This window comes from Shewanella basaltis, assembly GCF_023283885.1.
Taxonomy (GTDB): Bacteria; Pseudomonadota; Gammaproteobacteria; order Enterobacterales; family Shewanellaceae; genus Shewanella; species Shewanella basaltis.
This window is the reverse complement of record NZ_JAKILA010000014.1, coordinates 18,417-38,201: the sequence shown is the minus strand read 5'-3', so window position 1 is coordinate 38,201 and position 19,785 is coordinate 18,417. Positions and strand designations below refer to the sequence as shown.

16 protein-coding genes are annotated in these 19,785 nt (G+C 42.1%); 3 read left to right on the top strand and 13 right to left on the bottom strand.

The genetic code is table 11. The features are described 5' to 3' along the window. Positions 1-11 precede the first annotated feature (11 nt). The 11 genes from lpxD to rpsB form a co-directional block, all read right to left on the bottom strand. Positions 12-1,037, bottom strand: a complete 1,026-nt coding sequence (gene lpxD / locus L2703_RS11310; RefSeq protein ID WP_248971195.1) for a UDP-3-O-(3-hydroxymyristoyl)glucosamine N-acyltransferase — start codon at positions 1,035-1,037, stop codon at positions 12-14. Positions 1,038-1,042: 5 nt separating this feature from the next. Continuing rightward, positions 1,043-1,540: an OmpH/Skp family outer membrane protein gene (locus tag L2703_RS11305; RefSeq protein WP_248971257.1), complete on the bottom strand. Its 498-nt coding sequence runs from the start codon at positions 1,538-1,540 to the stop codon at positions 1,043-1,045. Positions 1,541-1,604: 64 nt separating this feature from the next. Continuing rightward, positions 1,605-4,088: an outer membrane protein assembly factor BamA gene (gene bamA / locus L2703_RS11300; protein WP_248971194.1), complete on the bottom strand. Its 2,484-nt coding sequence runs from the start codon at positions 4,086-4,088 to the stop codon at positions 1,605-1,607. A 31-nt stretch (positions 4,089-4,119) separates the two neighbouring features. Beyond that, on the bottom strand, positions 4,120-5,490 hold the full coding sequence (gene rseP, locus L2703_RS11295) for a sigma E protease regulator RseP (protein WP_248971193.1): 1,371 nt from the start codon (positions 5,488-5,490) through the stop codon (positions 4,120-4,122). Positions 5,491-5,502: 12 nt separating this feature from the next. Continuing rightward, entirely contained in the window at positions 5,503-6,693 is a 1,191-nt protein-coding gene (gene ispC, locus L2703_RS11290; RefSeq protein WP_248971192.1) for a 1-deoxy-D-xylulose-5-phosphate reductoisomerase, read from the bottom strand. Positions 6,694-6,698: 5 nt separating this feature from the next. After that, positions 6,699-7,556, bottom strand: a complete 858-nt coding sequence (locus tag L2703_RS11285; protein WP_248971191.1) for a phosphatidate cytidylyltransferase — start codon at positions 7,554-7,556, stop codon at positions 6,699-6,701. A gap of 18 nt (positions 7,557-7,574) precedes the next feature. Continuing rightward, positions 7,575-8,399: a polyprenyl diphosphate synthase gene (gene uppS / locus L2703_RS11280; protein WP_248971190.1), complete on the bottom strand. Its 825-nt coding sequence runs from the start codon at positions 8,397-8,399 to the stop codon at positions 7,575-7,577. 81 nt (positions 8,400-8,480) lie between these two features. Then, positions 8,481-9,023, bottom strand: a complete 543-nt coding sequence (gene frr, locus L2703_RS11275) for a ribosome recycling factor (RefSeq protein ID WP_283107866.1) — start codon at positions 9,021-9,023, stop codon at positions 8,481-8,483. A gap of 122 nt (positions 9,024-9,145) precedes the next feature. Continuing rightward, positions 9,146-9,895, bottom strand: coding sequence for a UMP kinase (pyrH, locus tag L2703_RS11270; protein WP_248971188.1), 750 nt, complete (start codon positions 9,893-9,895; stop codon positions 9,146-9,148). Between the two features lie 68 nt (positions 9,896-9,963). After that, complete coding sequence (tsf, locus tag L2703_RS11265; protein ID WP_248971187.1) at positions 9,964-10,815, bottom strand: translation elongation factor Ts; 852 nt, start codon at positions 10,813-10,815, stop codon at positions 9,964-9,966. Positions 10,816-10,932: 117 nt separating this feature from the next. Continuing rightward, complete coding sequence (rpsB, locus tag L2703_RS11260; RefSeq protein WP_188739563.1) at positions 10,933-11,661, bottom strand: 30S ribosomal protein S2; 729 nt, start codon at positions 11,659-11,661, stop codon at positions 10,933-10,935. A gap of 371 nt (positions 11,662-12,032) precedes the next feature. Here rpsB and map point away from each other — a divergent pair, with 371 nt between their 5' ends. The 3 genes from map (at position 12,033) to dapD (ending at position 16,310) form a co-directional block, all read left to right on the top strand. Further along, a complete protein-coding gene (map, locus tag L2703_RS11255; RefSeq protein ID WP_248971186.1) occupies positions 12,033-12,830 on the top strand; it encodes a type I methionyl aminopeptidase in 798 nt (265 codons plus the stop codon). 20 nt (positions 12,831-12,850) lie between these two features. After that, the gene (gene glnD, locus L2703_RS11250) at positions 12,851-15,424 is read left to right on the top strand and encodes a bifunctional uridylyltransferase/uridylyl-removing protein GlnD (RefSeq protein WP_248971185.1); all 2,574 of its coding nucleotides are present in this window, start codon (positions 12,851-12,853) and stop codon (positions 15,422-15,424) included. Positions 15,425-15,485: 61 nt separating this feature from the next. Then, positions 15,486-16,310: a 2,3,4,5-tetrahydropyridine-2,6-dicarboxylate N-succinyltransferase gene (gene dapD / locus L2703_RS11245; RefSeq protein ID WP_248971184.1), complete on the top strand. Its 825-nt coding sequence runs from the start codon at positions 15,486-15,488 to the stop codon at positions 16,308-16,310. A gap of 407 nt (positions 16,311-16,717) precedes the next feature. Here the strand turns inward: dapD and L2703_RS11240 are convergent, their stop codons facing one another. Then, positions 16,718-18,613, bottom strand: a complete 1,896-nt coding sequence (locus tag L2703_RS11240; protein WP_248971183.1) for an HD domain-containing phosphohydrolase — start codon at positions 18,611-18,613, stop codon at positions 16,718-16,720. 202 nt (positions 18,614-18,815) lie between these two features. Further along, entirely contained in the window at positions 18,816-19,685 is an 870-nt protein-coding gene (gene purU / locus L2703_RS11235) for a formyltetrahydrofolate deformylase (protein WP_248971182.1), read from the bottom strand. Positions 19,686-19,785: the final 100 nt, after the last annotated feature.

Here is a 19,785-nt window from a genome sequence, read left to right as displayed (position 1 = left end):
GGCTAACTTGGCTATTCGTCGCCCTTGGCACTTTTTTCGAGTTGTTTAACGCGGTTAAATAAATCATCTAATTGACGGAAACGTACTGTGTTTCGACGCCATAACTTATTTTCCATCGCTATTGTAGCAGATGAATATATCCCTTTCTCACGGATTTCACTGGTCACATTTGTTCCGCCAGAAATATGCGTACCATCTGCGATACTCAAATGGCCAGCCACCGCGCTACCACCACCAATAATGCAATACTTACCTATTGTTGAACTGCCAGCAATAATCGAACCGCCAGCAATTGCGGTATTTTGCCCAATCACAACATTGTGAGCAATTTGAACTTGGTTATCGATAATGACACCATCGTGTATTTCGGTATGGGATAGTGCCCCACGGTCAATACTGGTACATGCACCTATTTCGACGTTATTGCCAAGACGCACGCCACCCGTTTGAGGAATTTTAATCCAATTACCGCGCTCATTAGCATAACCAAAGCCATCAGAGCCGATTACCGTGCTTGAATGTACGATACACTGCTGACCAATATGGACATCATGGTAAATGGTCACATTTGCCCAAAGCCGAGTGTGAGAACCAATAATACTGCTTTCGCCAACCACACAGCCGGCGCCAATTTGGACGTGTTCACCCAAAATAACCTTTGCACCAATGACGGCATTTGCACCTATGGCAACCCCTTCACCAATAATGGCGGTTGGATCAACTTGTGCTGAAGGATGAATACCTACTGCCTGTTTAGGCGTGGTATCGAGTAACTGAGCTACCCGGGCAAAGGCAACATACGGATCGGCCACAATCAGGGCGTTACCTTGATAACATTCTGCATCTTTTTCGCTTAGCAATACCGCGCTCGCTTGAGTTGCCTCAAGTTGAGCACGGTACTTACTATTGGCTAAAAAAGAGAGTTGACCTTGCACAGCATCTTCAAGTGTTGCCACACTGGTAATCACCAATGTGTCATCACCTTTTATCTTTGCTGCCAATTGCTGGCCAAGCTCTTTTAAAGTCACTTTTTGCATATTACTTATTTGCCTTTGCTTAAGGCTTCAACCACTTTACCGCTGATGTCAGCTTCTGGCTTAACAAAAATAACCGCGCCACGTTGTAGCACTAGGTCATAATTTTCTTTACCAGCAATGGTATTAATCGCTTTTTGCACTTGAACTAATAGTTTATTTTGCTCTTCACCTTGGCGACGACGCATGTCTTCGTCCAGTGCTTTGCCTTTTAATTGGAATTCAGATTTTAATGAATCCATTTTACGAACTAATTCAGTTTTTTGTGTATCGCTCATTAAAGCGCCGTCACGTTGTTGCTTTTCTACCAAAGAACGCATTTCTTCCTGCATTTTTTGTACTTCTGCAACACGATCACCAAACTCGGCTTTTAATGCTTTAGAAATTTGCTCGCGCTGAGGCAACTGCTCAAATACTTCACCCATGTCAACCACAGCAATTTTTTCTGCGTGAGCTAGCATAGGTGTTGCAATTAATGCCAAAGTTACTAATGCGCGATTTACCATCTTTTTCAAAGTAGACTCCTATTAAACTTGTTGTTATCAGCAAAACCTGCCGAGTGTATTTGTTTTAGAACGTTTTGCCAATATTGAACGAGAAAATCTCTGTTTCATCGTCTTCATATTCTTTGATAGGCCATGCCAAACTGAACACCATAGGACCCATTGGCGATAACCATTGCACGCTCATCCCCCAAGAAGCACGAAGACGACTAGGATCGCTGTAATCGCTTAACTGAGAGAATTGATCGGCTGGTAAATAGCGGTAGCCATCGTAATCAAACTCAGTATCCCACACGTTACCGGCGTCAACGAAGAAACTGGTACGCACAGAGTTTGTGTACGCCTCATCTAAAAATGGTGTTGGCACAATCATTTCTAAACTTGCAGTGGCAATCGCGTTACCGCCAATAGAATTACCTTCACTGACGTAAACGGTGTCAATATCACCTGGCAAGCTACAACCATCACCTGACGGATCTGGCGAACAAGCGGTGCTACCTCGGTATAAGTAGAATGAACGAGGCCCTACAGAGTTAGATTTAAAACCGCGTAATGAGCTTGAACCACCTGAGTAGTAATTTTCCCAGAACGGTAAAATCTGGTCATTATCGTTAAACTGACCATAACCATTTGCATAACCTAATCGAGCACGCGCTAATAATACAAAGCCGTGTTGACGTGTTAATGGGAAGTAATAGTTAGTATCGAAGTCTGTTTTAAAATACTGTAAATCAGAACCCGGAACCGTGATTTTACCACTCAAACGCTGAGATGAGCCGTCTGTTGGGAACGTACCACGGTTAAGTGTGCTGCGGTACCAACCAGCAGTTAATTCAAAGTTATCGAAACTTAAATCAGAATCCACTTCATCGTTTTCACGGTAAATGTTGTAAAAACGAACAGCCTGCTCATAAGACGATATTTCAGAAATCGTGTTATGACGATAACCAATGCCACCGTTTAAGCGGTTAGATTCGTTAATCGGGAAACCAGAGTTAAGTGCAACACCATAAGATTTATTCTTGTAGCGTTCGAGGTTAGCCTGGTTAGCATCGAACTCATTCCAGTAAACACTCCCACCTAAACTCACACCATCTTTGGTGAAGTAAGGGTCGGTATAAGACACAGTCGCACTTTTCGAATACTTGTTAGTGTTGATGCTAATACCGGCTTGGTTACCCGTACCTAAAAAGTTATTTTGCTCAACCCCAAACTGCAAGCTCACGCCTGACTCAGTACCATAACCAACACCAGCATTAAATGAACCCGATGGTTGCTCTTTAACGGTAACTGCAACATCAACAAGATCATCACTACCCGGTACTTGAATGGTCTCAGTTTCAACGGTTTCGAAATAACCTAAACGGTTAAGACGCGTTTTAGACTGTTCAATTTGCGCTGAGTTTAACCAAGCACCTTCCATTTGACGAAGTTCACGACGCATAACTTCATCTTTGGTTACCGTGTTACCAGTAAAGTTAATCGAACGAACATAAACGCGCTTACCCGGTTTAATATTGATATTTAAAACAACTTCTTTGTTTTCATCATCAATTTCTGGATACGTTTTAACTTCTGGGTACGCATAACCAAAACGACCAAGGTATTTGCTGTACATTTCTTCGGTAAACGTTACGTCAGCACCGTTGTACATATTGCCAGCTTTAATAGGCAAAATAGACTTCATTAACTCTTCGCGGCCCATTAGATCGCCCACAAGGTTAACGTCTTTAACTTTGTACTTTTCGCCTTCATCGACGTTAATGGTAATATACAAACCTTTACGATCTGGGGTCATCGCAACCTGGGTTGAGGTCACTTCAAAACGAATATAACCTTGGTTGTGATAATAGGTTTTAATGGTTTCAAGATCGGCTTGTAACTTTTGCTTTTGATAGCGACGTTCACCGAATAAATCCCACCATGCAACATAGTCTTTAAGCTCAAGCATGCTAATAAGCTCTGAGTCAGAAAAGACGGTGTTACCTACCACGTTAATTTGGCGAATTTCTGCTGCCAAGCCTTCTGTGAACTTAAATTTAAGCTCTACTCGGTTACGAGGTAAGTTAATAATTTGCGCTTCTACTTTAGCGCCGTATTTACCGACACCGTAGTAAAAGTCTTGCAGACCTTTCTCAATGCCAGACAACATGGTTCTGTCTAATGATTCTCCAGATTTAACACCTGAGCCATCTAAACTTTCTTGCAACTGTTCGTCTTTAATATCTTTGTTACCTTCAAATGAGATAACACTGATAGTTGGACGCTCTTTGACAGCAACGTAAAGTATGCCATTTTCGTGGCTAACGCTGATACTCTCAAAGTTAGTCGAGCCATAAAGACTTTTAATGGCTTGCTGTAATTTAACTTCATCTATCGTGTCACCTACTTTAACAGGTAAACTTAATAGCGCCGCACCGAGAGCAACTCGTTGCAAACCTTCTACTTGGATGTCGGTCACTTCAAAAGGTTGGAAAGACTCTGCCCAACCATTCCCTGAAAAAGACGCACCGACGAATAACATCGAGGCAAAAATTTTATTCAATCTCATAGAGCACTTCTAATTATTAGTCTGTCCTTGCTCAGAGTCGGGCAAAATCGTTGAATAGGGCAACACCCATCAACATTAGCAGCAATGCTGCGCCAAATCTGAAACCTATTTCCTGAACCGTTTCGGGTACAGGCTTACCAGTAATCACTTCAACAAAGTAATACAGCAAGTGTCCACCATCAAGCACGGGTAAAGGCATTAAATTAATGATACCTAAATTAACGCTGATGAGCGCGATAAACCCAAGAAAGTACACTAAACCGTAGCTTGCACTCGCGCCTGCGCCTTGTGCAATCGATATAGGACCACTTAAGTTTTTCACCGACACATCGCCGGTAAATAATTTTCCAATCATCTTAAAGCTGACAACAACCAGCTGCCATGTTTTATCTGTCGCAGCGATGAAAGAATCTACTATGCCATACTCAAGATCAAAGCGCATATTATCAGGCCATGGCGCTTGAGTAGGACTTATGCCAACAATACCAATGGTTTGTCCATCTGCATTTTGTTGAGCTTTTGGTGTTACATCGACATTAATCACTTGATTGTCTCGTATTAATGTCATGGTAATCGTTTTATTTGCTGACGTTTGTACCACATCAACAAACGCTTTCCAATCACTGAAAGGCTCACCGTTAATTGCAGTAAGTGTGTCACCAACCAAAATACCTGCTTGTTCTGCTGCACTATCTGCAGATACCAACGCAATTATCGGTTCTATACCGGGTCTGAATATCCCAAGCCCTAAGGATGTAATTGGCGATGTTTTCTCTGGGTCAAATACCCAATTACTGGTATCTAATGTCACTGTTTTGCTGGGCATATCCATACCAGACAGTGTCGGTAATGAAGCCAAGGTTAACGTTAAGCTACTGTCACCAATGTGGCCAACTAACGCGAGATTAACTTCTTCCCATGTCCTTACTTTTTGCCCTGACACCGCAATAATCTGCTGAGGTTCAACCACATTAATTATACCGGCAGGCGTGCCCACTTTCGTGCTATCAATAACAGGCTTTAACGATGGCGTGCCTATCATATACATAATATAAAGTGCCAAGATGGCAAAGATAAAGTTTGCAATTGGCCCTGCTGAAACAATCGCAATACGCTGCCAAACGGTTTTACGGTTAAAGGCTTGATCAACTAACTCAGTTGGCACCTCATCAACACGCTCATCAAGCATTTTGACATATCCGCCTAATGGGATCATGGCCACCACATATTCGGTACCATCTTGCCCGACTTTGCGCCAAATCGCTTTACCAAAGCCAATAGAGAAACGCTCTACTTTTACGCCACAACGGCGAGCGACCCAAAAATGACCGTATTCATGGGCAGTAATTAAAATGCCCAATGCAACGATAAATGAACCAAGGCTCCAAAAAAAATCTATCATCATTCCCCTGAATTAATTAAGCACGTTAATAAACGATTTAGCGGTATTACGAGCTTGATCATCAAGCTGTAAAATATCGTCTATTGTGGCTAAACGAGTTTGTTGTACCGAGTCTAAACAATGATGATTTACATCAGCGATGTCGGTAAAACGTATCTGACCTTTTAAAAAAGCATCAACGGCGATTTCATTTGCCGCATTTAACACTGTGGTAGCTTCTTGTCCTTTCTCACAGGCTTGCATGGCTAAGCGCAAACAAGGAAAACGAACAAAGTCAGGTTCACAAAAGCTTAATTGTCCGACTTTGAAAAAGTCCAAAGGTTCAACGCCGGCGTCAATTCTTTGCGGATAGCTCATACAATGAGCAATTGGTGTGCGCATATCAGGGTTACCCATTTGTGCAATCACAGAACCGTCTCGATATTGCACCATGGAATGGATAACACTTTGAGGGTGAATCACCACTTTAAGCTGATCTTTTTTAGTATTAAACAACCATCTTGCTTCAATAAACTCCAAGCCTTTGTTCATCATGGTGGCTGAATCAACTGAAATTTTAGGTCCCATAGACCAGTTAGGATGATTACACGCCTGGGCCGGAGTCATTGTGCTTAGCAACTTAAGATCTGCCTGTAAAAACGGCCCACCTGAACCCGTTAATAAAATATGCGAAATGCCATGTTCATTAAGATCGCAATACCCAAGCTCTGTTTGAACTTGTAAGGGCAAACACTGAAAAATGGCATTATGCTCGCTATCGACAGGTAATACTGTTGCACCTGACGATTTAGCGGTATTCATAAACAACTCGCCAGACATGACAAGCGCTTCTTTATTGGCCAATAACACACGTTTACCGGCTTTTACGGCATCAAAGGTAGGGACCAAGCCAGCAGCCCCCACAATGGCGGCCATCACAGTGTCTGTTTTACTGTCTGTTACTAGCGCATTGAGCGCTGCAGCGCCAGTGGTAACCTGCGTAATACAGTGAGAAGGTAATTGTGCTTTAAGCTGCATAGCCGCACGCTCATCGACCATATGAGCATAGTCAGGCTGGTATCTCACACAAAGGGCGAGCATTTTATCTACGCTGGCATTTGCGACCAAACCATAAAGATGGAAATCTGCCGGATTATGTTCCATAACCCGCAGAGTGCTGGCACCAATTGAGCCAGTGGCTCCTAAAATAACCATATTTTGCATAGGAACTACATCCCCATGGCAATATAAATAAAGGTAAACACTGGAAATGCAGCGGTTAAGCTGTCAATGCGATCTAAAATGCCGCCATGGCCTGGCAAAATTGTGCCAGAATCTTTTATATTTGCAGCGCGTTTAAACATACTTTCAGATAAATCACCAAAAGCAGAAGCTAGCGCAGTCACTAATGTCACAACAACCAGTAAACCTAGCTCTTGTTCTGGCGCAATGTACATCACCCCAGCCACAACCACCATTGTCGTTAACAATCCACCAGCTAAACCTTCTAAGGTTTTTGCAGGGCTAACGCTAGGCATTAACTTATGTTTGCCTAGCGTACGGCCAGCAAAGTAAGCACCTGTATCTGTAGCCCACACAACCAACATCACCAAAAACACTAACGCGCCACCGTAATAAGGTTCAACATTATAACTGAGTGACTTAAGTGCAATTAGCGAGGCAAAACAAGGGACTAATGTCAGTTGACCAAACATCGACTTTAACATTGGACTGGTTTTCCAAAACCTAGCACTTTTAGGAAAACTCATCACCAATACACAGCTAATCAACCACCAAAAAACACCAATACTGATGATGGCAAGATACATAGGATTCAAATGTCCTTTAAACCACAACGCATCAACGGGTACGGCTAAATTAAGCGCAATTAATAGCACACCTAATGTGGCGGTAAAAGACCATTGAGTCACATTACACTGTGGGTCAATAAAACTACCCCACTCTTTTGCAGCCACTAAAAAGACTGGGACGAGTATCCATGCAAACCATGTAGCAGGAAGTAAAAAGATTGCCCCGAGTACAATTGGGATTAACCACAATGCCGTTATTATTCGTTGTTTTAGCAAAAACTAATCCTCTTAATATTATATTGCGCGTATTTCTTCGATTTGACTCCCAGTCAAACCAAAACGGCGCTGCCGACTGGCAAATATGGCAAGTGCATCACGAAATGCTTGCTCATCAAAATCAGGCCACAGGGTGTCAATAAACACCAATTCGGCATAGGCGGCCTGCCATAAAACAAAATTACTAATGCGGTAATCACCGCCGGTACGGATCATTAAATCAACTTCGCTCTGATTTTGCATGCACAAATGTTCATTTAGGGCATCTTCAGTCATCTGACTGCTGTTGATTTCGCCAGTTGCGACCTTTTCGGCTAATTTTTGTGCCGCTTGCAAGATGTCCCAACGCCCACCGTAGTTAGCAGCAACATTCAATGTTAACCCAGTATTGGCTGCTGTTTTCTCTTGAGCCGTGGCAATTTGTTTTTGTAAACGCGCTGAAAAACGGCTGATATCACCAATAATATTCAGTTTGACTTGGTTTTTATCGAGTAATTTAAGCTCACGCTGCAATACTGTAAAAAATAGCTCCATCAATAAATTGACTTCTTTATCTGGCCTGCGCCAATTCTCGCTTGAAAACGCAAACAAGGTTAATGATTCAATACCTAATTGACTTGCCGTGCTCACCGCGCGACGAACAGCCTTAACACCGGCTTTATGGCCAAACACACGAGCTTTGCCCTGCTGTTGTGCCCAGCGACCATTACCATCCATGATTATTGCTACATGCTTTGGCAGAGATTGTTTAACAACATCAGATAATTTGCACGGCAACATATTCGAAGTCACTTGCTCCAATTCAGCATTTGGGTCTGGTTCAAACTCAACTGTAGATGACATCTACGGCAATCCTTTATAAAAACAAACGCCGTGTAGTATACCCTTACACGGCGTGTTAACTCTAGCGTCTATATCGACAGATTATACTTCCATCAACTCTTTTTCTTTCGCCGCTAAAAGTGTATCGATGTTTTTAATGTACGAGTCAGTGTATTTTTGCACTTCTTCTTCACTACGACGGACATCATCTTCAGTACATTCTTTGGCTTTTTCAAGCTTTTTAACTTCACTGATGGCATCACGACGTACGTTACGAATCGCTACACGACCGTTTTCAGCTTCATTTTTAACCACTTTAATGAAATCTTTACGACGTTCTTCGGTTAAGGCTGGTAATGGGATACGCAAAGTTGCACCGGCAGACATAGGGTTTAAACCTAAATCCGAACTCATGATGGCTTTCTCAACTGCTTGCACCATTGTACGGTCAAATACAGTGACTGTTAAAGTACGAGAATCTTCAACACCCACGTTAGCAACTTGCTTAAGCGGCGCCATAGAGCCGTAGTAAGAAACCTGAATAGAATCTAATAAACTTGGGTGTGCACGGCCAGTACGCACTTTAGCCATTTGATTTTTAGTTGCATCTACGCACTTACCCATACGCTCTTGCGCATCTAACATAATTGTATCAATCACAATAATTTCCTTTTTGTCTCAAATTCATGTGTGCTTGAGCTTTAGTCTAAGAATGACACAAGCAATAATACAGCTCAAACAGTTAATTTATTTGGTAGCACTATTTTCTATTTCTGTGATGAAGCAGGTTGTTTACTGCTAATAACAGTGCCTTCATCTTCACCCATTATTACACGTCTTAACGCGCCGGGCTTGTTCATATTGAACACTAAAATAGGCATATTATGATCACGTGCCATGGTAAATGCTGCAAGATCCATTACTTTTAATTCTGATTCAAGGACTTCAGCATAGCTTAACGTATCATACTTGACCGCTTCAGGATCTTTCATTGGATCAGCAGAGTAAACACCATCTACCTTTGTTCCTTTAAGAACCACTTCAGCTTCAATTTCGATACCGCGTAAACACGCAGCAGAATCGGTTGTACAGAATGGGTTACCTGTGCCTGCAGCAAAAATCACCACGCGGCCAGATTTTAATAAGCTAATCGCTTCAGCCCAGTTATAGTCGTCACACACGCCTTTTAGAGGGATAGCAGACATTAAACGAGCGTTAACATATGCACGGTGCAAGGCATCACGCATGGCTAAACCATTCATTACCGTTGCTAGCATACCCATGTGGTCGCCCACTACGCGGTTCATCCCTGCTTGTGCAAGGCCTTCACCACGGAACAGATTACCACCACCAATAACCACACCAACTTGAATGCCGAGTTCAACAAGCTCTTTTACTTCTTGTGCCATACGATCAAGTACTTTTGGGTCAATGCCGAAGCCTTCGTCGCCCATTAATGCTTCACCGCTTAATTTAAGCAAAATACGTCTAAATGCTGGTTTGGGGTTGGTGCTCATAATTTTCGTCCTGATTATAACAAGACCGCAGCGGCTACTGCGGTCTTAGGGTACTTAGAGAAAAGCGATTACGCTTTTTTAGTTGCAGCGATTTGTGCAGCTACTTCAGCAGCAAAATCTTCAGCCTTCTTCTCGATACCTTCGCCAACTTCTAAACGGATGAAGTTAGACACTGTCGCTTTCTTCTCTTTAAGAACTTCGCCAACAGTTTTCTTAGGTTCCATGATGTAAGCTTGACCAGTAAGAGAGATCTCACCAGTAAACTTCTTCATACGACCAACAACCATCTTCTCAGCGATGTCAGCAGGCTTGCCTTCGTTCATCGCGATTTCGATTTGAAGCGCTTGCTCTCTTTCAACAAGTTCAGCAGGCACGTCTTCTGGGTTTACGAATTCAGGCTTAGAAGCAGCTACGTGCATGGCGATATGCTTTAAGGTTTCTTCGTCAGCTTCACCAGCTACAACTACACCAATACGCTCACCGTGACGGTAAGAAGCAAGGTTAGCACCGTCGATATACTCAACGCGACGAATATTGATGTTTTCACCAATTTTAGCAACTAAAGCAACGCGTGTTTCTTCAAACTGAGCTTTAAGATCGTCAATGGTCACTTTAGCTGCAGCAGCAACGTCTAACACTGCGTTTGCAAAGCCAAGGAAGTTTGAATCTTTAGCTACGAAGTCTGTTTGACAGTTAACTTCTAAAAGCGCTGCAAAACCGTCGCCATTCTTGATTAAAATGGTACCATCAGCAGCGATGTTGCCGGCTTTTTTAGCTGCTTTTGCAGCACCGCTTTTACGCATGTTATCAATTGCTAATTCGATGTCACCGTTAGCTTCAGTCAGTGCATTCTTACAGTCCATCATGCCAGCGCCAGTGCGGTCACGAAGTTCTTTAACTTGGGCAGCAGTAATTGCCATTGTTAAATCCTCTAATTTAATTCGTTTAATTTTGCATTTATAAAACAGGGGCCAAAAGGCCCCTGTTCACCAATTATCTTATTGGCAAATAAGGGAGATGGTAACCATCACGCCTTATTAAACAGCTTCTACGAAACCGTCTTGCTCAGCTTGAACAGCTAAATCTTGACCACGGCCAGAGTTGGCAGCAGCAGCAACAGAAGTAGTGTACAAACGAATAGCACGCATCGCGTCGTCGTTACCAGGAACGATGTAGTTAACACCGTCTGGCGCAGAGTTAGTATCAACAACTGCAACAACAGGGATACCTAGGTTGTTTGCTTCTTTAATAGCGATATGCTCGTGGTCAGCACCAATAACGAATAATACGTCTGGTAAACCGCCCATGTTTTTAATTCCGCCTAAAGACTTTTCTAACTTGTCTAATTCGCGTGAACGCATTAGCGCTTCTTTCTTAGTAAGCTTGTCGAAAGTACCATCTACAGATTGGCTTTCTAGCTCTTTAAGACGCTTGATTGACTGACGAACAGTTTTCCAGTTTGTTAACATACCGCCTAACCAGCGGTGATCAACATAGTACTGGTCACAAGAAATTGCAGCTTCTTTGATAGCTTCGCCAGCAGCGCGCTTAGTACCTACGAATAATACTTTACCTTTCTTAGAAGCAACGTTGCTAATGAAAGCTAAAGCTTCGTTGAACATTGGTACAGTGTGCTCAAGGTTGATGATGTGTACACCGTTACGAGCACCGAAAATGAAAGGCTTCATTTTTGGATTCCAGTAACGTGTTTGGTGACCGAAGTGAACACCAGCTTGTAGCATGTCGCGCATTGAAACAGTAGTCATTGTATATACCTTAATGTAAGGGGTTAGACCTCCACGCATCCCATGTTTTCGACCCTCTAATAACGTTTGTTATTAGAAAGCACCCCGAAAAATGTGTCGATACGTGTGTGATTTAGTATTTAAGTTAATTGCCATGTATAATAGCCGCCATATTTTACGATTTGCCGAACTCTTTGTGATGATTTGTTTAAAATGCTTAAAAATAAGCGTTTCATTACATCAAATAACATCGAGATAACTCGAACCGTACAACAACGATCTTACACACAACGGCGCGCTTTATACCATAATCGGCAGCTAAATACAAATTTTTGCCGTAAAATCCTTGGGTAAACCAGCCAATTTTGACCGTCCAAAGATAGAGAGTTTTCATGAGTATTGTGATAAAAAATGCAGACGAAATAGTAAAAATGCGTGCCGCGGGTAAATTAGCGGCACAAGTATTAGAAATGGTAGCTCCTTTTGTAAAAGCGGGCGTCAGCACCAATGAGTTAAACGATATTTGTGCCAAATACACCGAAGAGCAAGGTGCGATTTCAGCCCCACTCAATTACCATGGTTTTCCTAAGTCAATTTGCACCTCGGTAAACGAAGTGGTATGCCACGGTATTCCTTCTGATTATGTATTAAAAGAAGGCGATATGATTAACATTGATATTACAGTTATCAAAGATGGTTACCATGGTGATACCTCTAAAATGTTTTTAATTGGTGAGGTATCTGCCAAAGATAAACGCTTAAGCCGAATTGCCCAAGAAAGCCTGTACCTTGCCATACGAAAAGTACGCCCTGGTTTAAAATTAGGCGAAATAGGCACAACTATCGAAAAATTCATCAAAGCAAGCAAAACAGGACTTGATAAGTATTCCATCGTGCAAGATTATTGTGGACACGGTATTGGTGCGGGTTTCCATGAAGAGCCGCAAGTTGTTCATTATAAAAACAATGATAAAACAGTGCTCAAACCAGGCATGTGTTTTACCATAGAGCCAATGATTAACGCTGGTCGACACACCACGGTATTGGACAAAAACGATAATTGGACAGTGACCACCTCCGATGGTAAAAACTCTGCTCAATGGGAACATACATTGCTTGTGACCGAAACCGGAGTAGAAGTATTAACTTTACGCGAAGAAGAAGACTTCCCTCGTATCATTAACCACTAAATTAATAAGTAAGGTTTTCAATGAATACTGCGCTGGCCGCCAAAAATGCATTACTAGACTTAAACCAGCGCTTAGTTGAGCAATACACAGCAAAGCATCCCATCGCTGAGATTGTTAAACATCGCAGTCAATTTGTTGATTCCTTATTAACCCAAGCATGGCAAGACTTTGCATTAAATACCGATGCACTTGCCTTGGTTGCGGTCGGTGGTTACGGCCGCGCAGAACTGCACCCCTACTCTGACATTGATTTATTATTTTTAATTAGCGATGAACCATTATCAGCAGAGCTTGAAAGTCAACTAAGTCAATTTATTACTTACCTTTGGGATACCGGGCTTGAAATTGGCCATAGTGTTCGAACCGTTGCTCAAACGATTGAGCAAGGTAAATTGGACATCACCATTGCAACCAATTTAATCGAGGCAAGGCTTTTATCCGGAAATGAGCATTTATTTGATTTGCTTTACGATAACATTCGCCAGCACGATTTTTGGCCTTCTTTTGAGTTTTATAATGCCAAAAAAGACGAGCAGATTACCCGCCACAGCAAAGCCAGCGCCTTTGATTTAGAACCTAACATTAAAACCTGCCCTGGTGGCCTGCGCGACATTCAAACCATTGCTTGGGTCGCCATGCGCCACTTTGATGCCGCCACCTTAGAAGAACTGGTCGAGCATGACTTTCTAGCGCCTGCAGAGCTTGAAGAGCTACTAGAGTGCCAAAACTTTTTGTGGGAAATCCGTTTTGCACTGCACATCACCGCCAATCGCAATGAAAACCGGCTGCTGTTCGATTTACAACGACAAATAGCCAGTTTACTTGGCTATGAAGACGCGACACAGCTCGCGGTTGAGCAAATGATGAAACGCTACTATCGCACGGTACGCCGAGTGATGGAGCTAAATCAAATGCTATTGCAACTATTTAAACGCGCCACACTTGGGCACACGCAAGCATTAGAAATTCAACCCATCAACGAGCAATTTCAACGCCGTGGTCGTTACATTGAAGTATTAGACGATGAGTTATTCACTCGCGCTAATGAAGAGATTTTACGTTTATTTTTAATGATAGCGAAAAACTCTAACATTCAAGATATTTACGCCCCAACCTTACGTTTACTGCGAAACGCTCGCCGTGGGTTAACCGCGCCATTGCAAGATAACCCTGCCTGTCGCAAAGTGCTGATGGAAATTTTAAAGCATCCCAGAGGCATTGAAGCGTTATCATTTATGCATAAACACGGTATTTTATCGTCGTATTTACCCGCATGGCGTAAAATTGAAGGCCAAATGCAATTTGACCTATTCCATGCCTATACCGTTGATGAACACACCCACAGATTACTGCTTAACATTGAACGTTTTTCTCAAGCGGAACAAAAAGATGAGTTCCCTCTTGGGGCGATATTAATCAACCAGCTACCTAAAAAAGGCTTATTGGTACTCGGCGCAATATTTCATGATATTGCCAAAGGTCGTGGCGGCGATCACAGTAAGCTTGGTTCAAAAGATGCCATCGACTTTTGTAAATTGCATGGCATGAACGATCATGACGGACGCCTTGTTGCATGGCTAGTTGAAAATCATTTAGTGATGTCTGTTACCGCCCAACGTCGCGATATTTCAGATCCTGATGTAGTAGCTGAGTTTGCCGATAAAGTGCATGACACGATTCATTTAAGCTATTTGTATTGCCTTACCGTTGCCGATATTTGCGCCACCAATGAAAAAACCTGGAACAACTGGAAAGCGTCTCTACTTCGCGATTTATATTTCTCGACACAGCGCGTATTGGCCCGAGGTAAGGAAAAACCAGTCGATGTGAAAGCGCGCGTAAGCGAGATCCAAGCTAAGGCCAAAAAAGAACTGATCCGTCGTGGCTTAAAAGAAAAAGACATGGACACATTATGGTCACGTTTTAAAACGGATTACTTTTTACGTCACCAGCCAAACCAAGTTGCCTGGCATGCCGAAGCCATTTTAAAGCACAACCGCGACGAGCCATTAGTGTTAATGTCTAAGCACACCACCCGAGGCGGCACCGAACTGTTTATTTACAGCAAAGATAAGCCCAAACTGTTTGCCACGGTAATGACCGTACTAGACAATAAAAACATCAATGTCCATGATGCCAACATCATGACCTCAAAAGACAACTATGCACTCGATACTTTTGTCATATTAGAACAAGATGGTGAGCCGATTATTCAGTTGTCGCGCATTCAAAGTGTTCGTAAAGCGCTCGAAAAAGCTTTAGCGAGTGAAAATCCAAAGCTGCCTAAGTTCAGAAAACTGGCGCGGATCATGAAACCTTTTAATGTTGCTACTCACGTGAGTTTCTTACCCAGTGCCCGTCATGGTACAAGTATGATGGAATTAATCACTTTAGATACCCCCGGGTTACTGGCTAAAGTCGGTGACACATTTTATCGTTGCGGAGTGACATTATTAGCGGCCAAAATCACCACTATTGGTGAACGCGCAGAAGATTTCTTTATCTTGCAAACCCATAGCGGCGCAGCGCTAGATGAGACGCAACAGCAACAATTATCAGAAGCCTTAATCCAGGCACTGAAATCGTCTAATTAATTTTTTTAAACACAATGTTTATGCTAATTTTGAGCTAATCATTACCGACCAGGAGAAAACGATGGAGGCTTTACGCCAACGCATTGAAGCAGCATTCGAAACACGCCAAAACATTTCACCAACGAGTGTAGATGCAAGTGTCCGTGCTGATGTTGAAACTGTCATCAACATGTTAGATAAAGGCGAAGCACGCGTTGCTGAAAAAATTGACGGTGAATGGCATGTTCACCAATGGCTAAAAAAAGCGGTGTTATTGTCGTTCCGTATTTTTGATAACGGTGTGATTGACGGTGGTGACACTAAATATTTCGACAAAGTACCGCAAAAGTTTGCCGACTATGACGAAGCACGCTTTAAAGCTGAAGGTATCCGTGTTGTGCCACCTGCGACAGTGCGTAGAGGCTCATTTATCGGTAAAAATACCGTATTAATGCCATCTTACGTAAACTTAGGTGCATTTGTTGACGAAGGCACCATGGTTGATACTTGGGCAACCGTTGGCTCATGCGCACAAATAGGTAAAAACGTTCACCTCTCTGGTGGTGTTGGCATTGGTGGTGTTCTTGAGCCATTACAAGCCGGCCCAACCATTATTGAAGACAACTGCTTTATCGGCGCGCGCAGCGAAATCGTAGAAGGCGTTGTGGTTGAAGAAGGCAGCGTGATTTCAATGGGGGTGTATATTGGCCAAAGCACGCGCATTTTTGACCGTGAAACCGGCGAAATCCATTATGGTCGAGTGCCTGCTGGCTCAGTGGTAGTATCTGGCAACTTGCCTTCTGCTTGTGGTAAATACAGCTTGTATGCAGCCATCATCGTCAAGAAAGTCGATGCTAAAACACGCGGTAAAGTAGGTATTAACGAACTACTGCGTATTGTTGATTAACCTGAGTTCGGGATAAGGAATGAACTTATGCCATTAAAATCAACATGTTACCCTTTATCACTTTCAAGCTTGTCATTTGTTCTGCTCAACGCAGTTAACAGGGCAAAGGACTGTTTAAAGGCGTTTATTATTCCGATCTCAGGTTGATTAATATCTTGGTAACAAACAACCATCAAAAAGGCGCTATTTAGCGCCTTTTTTAGCAAGCTGCACTGTCAATGTTACCAATCAGCACAAAGTATGCTCATGCCTACTGATTAACATCGCTTTTTACCTCGTAAAACATGTTGAAGATAAAACAGCTACCACGCACTAATAACTCCCCCGCTTTAACAACTACCTCGCTGTAATCTCTGCCTTGTTCTAAGCGATTTTTCCTGTGCTATATATTATTCATATCATTGGGATTATTTTTTTAACATTGCATTGGCCAAAATCTGCCACGTTAGCATGCCGGTGATCTGATCTTTATCATTTTGCACTAACAAATAATTAGCATTGGTTTTTTCTAAACTGATTTTAGCGTCATTTAAAAAAGTATGATCGCGGATCACGTTCATTTTATGCGCCATAATTTGATGAACCCGTTTATTGAGTAAACTTCTGTCTGCGGCCCGCTCAGCAGCAGTATCAATAAATGGGCTATGCCAGAAGGCTAATATTTGATTATCAACCACGCCAATGGGCTTGCGCTCTTTTTCTGAAAGCACCACAGCAACACCTAGTTTAGCCTTTTTCATCATGGCTTCTGCATGTTCTAAGGTATGGTACTCCTCAAGGATGACCACCGGCGACAAGGTTAAACTGGACACATATTCTTGCTCATTAAAGTCTTCAACCGCCAAAATATCTAAACAAGCATCAACAACCTGAGCGTCATACTGCTTGCCCCGACCTCTTAATAACTCTTTAGTTAATACGTCCATGCCTAATGATGCACGGTAGGGTCTGTGGCTTAAAATGGAATCGGCAATATCTGCTACCGCAATGATTTTAGCCTCTAATATAATGTCTTTCCCTTTAAGCCCTTTAGGGTAACCCGAGCCATCTAAACGCTCATGATGCTGTAAAATCATTTGCTTAATCGGCCATGGAAACTCGACCTCATCAATAATTAATGCCCCTTGCTCAGGATGCTCTTTAACCATGGCAAATTCTGCCTCGGTCAATCGTGATGGTTTGGATAATATTTGGCTTGGTAATGCCAATTTGCCGATATCGTGGATCAGAGCCCCTAATTTTAGCCCTTCAAGGCACTCGGGCGATAAACCCATTTTTTCACCCATCAAATAACTTAATTGTGCAACTGACTTTTGATGTCCGGCAGTGTAAGCATCTTTAAGTTCAAGTGCTTCTGAAATCGCCCCAATCAGCTGCACTAAAATGAGCGTCATCTTTTCTTTTTGGGATTTAATAATACTGGACTGATGCGATACCGCTTTCATCGTCCTAGGCAGTTCAACACTGTGCCATAAAATGGTGGCAAAAATAGTTAATGATTTGGCATCAACTTGGGTATAAGGATTATCTCGATTACCTACGCCAATGATCCCCACCAGTTTTTTGCGATAATGAATAGGAATACAAAGGTGGTTTTTAAAAGCAAAAAAACCGTCTTTTTGACTTTTACCCGCAATGATCTCCGTTAAATCGTTATGGATAACGGGTTTGCGCGTTTTAATGGTTTCAGCCCAAAGTCCAGAATCGGCTTTATATGTTTGTTGCTTAGGAATTGAAAAATAATCGCCGACATCTTCATTCCAGGCTGTTTTGACAATTTGATTCGACTTTTCACTATAAATGTGAACATAGCCGACTTGAGATTTAGTTAATGATAACCCCTGTTTTATTGCGGTAGTAAATACTAAATCACCACTGGCATTAATCACTTCTTCGATTTGCTCAAGCCAATCATCACTGGACTGAATGGCTTGGTGATAATCGGGATGCAGCTCATTTAACCAGGCCTTATCCAATTCAATTTCAATAATCGAGATACACCAATGCTCGCCGCTTTCTTCTATTGCGGTAAGCCTTGCTTGAAGCGCATGACCTTTGTCGTCGACAAAGTTAATCACATGGTTTTTTTTACGATCACTAAAGTCAATCCCCTCAAGCGCTAACGTCGGAAATGCATTTAATATCGGCTGTTTTAATATTGCAGAAATAGGCTTTTTAATTAATTTATACAAGGGCTCACTTAACTTAATGAGCTCTAGCCGATCGTTTAAAATTCCCCAACACAAATTGGCACTTTTAGGCACTTCAGACGGTTTGAGGAAAAAATCAGCTTTTTGTAACATGGTTCATCCTATAAAATATTAAATGACCTAACTATTTTTGAGCATTGAATAAACACTTATCGAATAGAGCAATTAACGATATTTGAATGACTGTATTAGTAATATAACTAACAATAGCATACGATTTATATCGGCAAGAATACGGCATAACTAAAGATAACATTATCAATTAAATATCACTCAAGTTATGCCAACTTAGAGACTAAAAAACAACTGTTTTGTTACCGTAAACCACCACTTGTTCGTTTAACACCAACTGCAATGCTTTACTCAGCACACTTTTTTCAACATCACGACCATTGTGAGCCAACTCTTCGGCACTGTAGCTATGATCAACAGATATCACATCCTGTTTAATAATCGGGCCTTCATCAAGATGATTATTAACAAAGTGTGCTGTAGCACCAATAATTTTAACCCCACGATCCCACGCTTGTTTGTAAGGTGATGCGCCAATAAAAGCAGGTAAAAATGAATGGTGAATATTGATAATTTTATCCGCAAACGCCGATACAAATTCTGGCGTTAACACACGCATAAACTTAGCCAGTACAACAAAATCGGGATTGTAAGGTTTAATCACCTCGAGCATGGCTTGCTCATGCTCTTGGCGATTTAAGCCTTCATGGCTAACATAGTGAAATGGGATATCAAATTTTTCGGTTAACGGTTTTAATACATCATAGTTACCGACAACCGCCGCAATCTCAACGTCTAAGCCGCCATAGTATGACTTCATCAGAATATCACCTAAACAATGGGCTTCTTTTGTTACCATAATCACAATACGCTTGGTACACATATCGACCAATTTCATGTGATTTTGTGCAGGTAATACCGCGCGTAGTTCAGCAAGCAGACGCTCATCATCAAAATGCCCTTCAAGTTCTGCACGCATAAAAAAGCGTCCTTGGGCATGATCGACAAATTCAGTGTTTTTTATAATATTAAGCTCATTGGCAAAACACACATGGGTAATTTTTGCGATGAGTCCTTTAGCATCAGCACAATCTGTAATTAGCACTTTACGCTGTAATGGGGTGGAATGGGGTTGGTTAGATTGTTTACTCACGCTGGTGACTCCAAATGAACAGCTAAAAATAGAATGCAGTCAGTTTGCCATTGAACCGGTCACTTTGGGGAGTTTTTTTAATGATAAATTCTCATAAAGG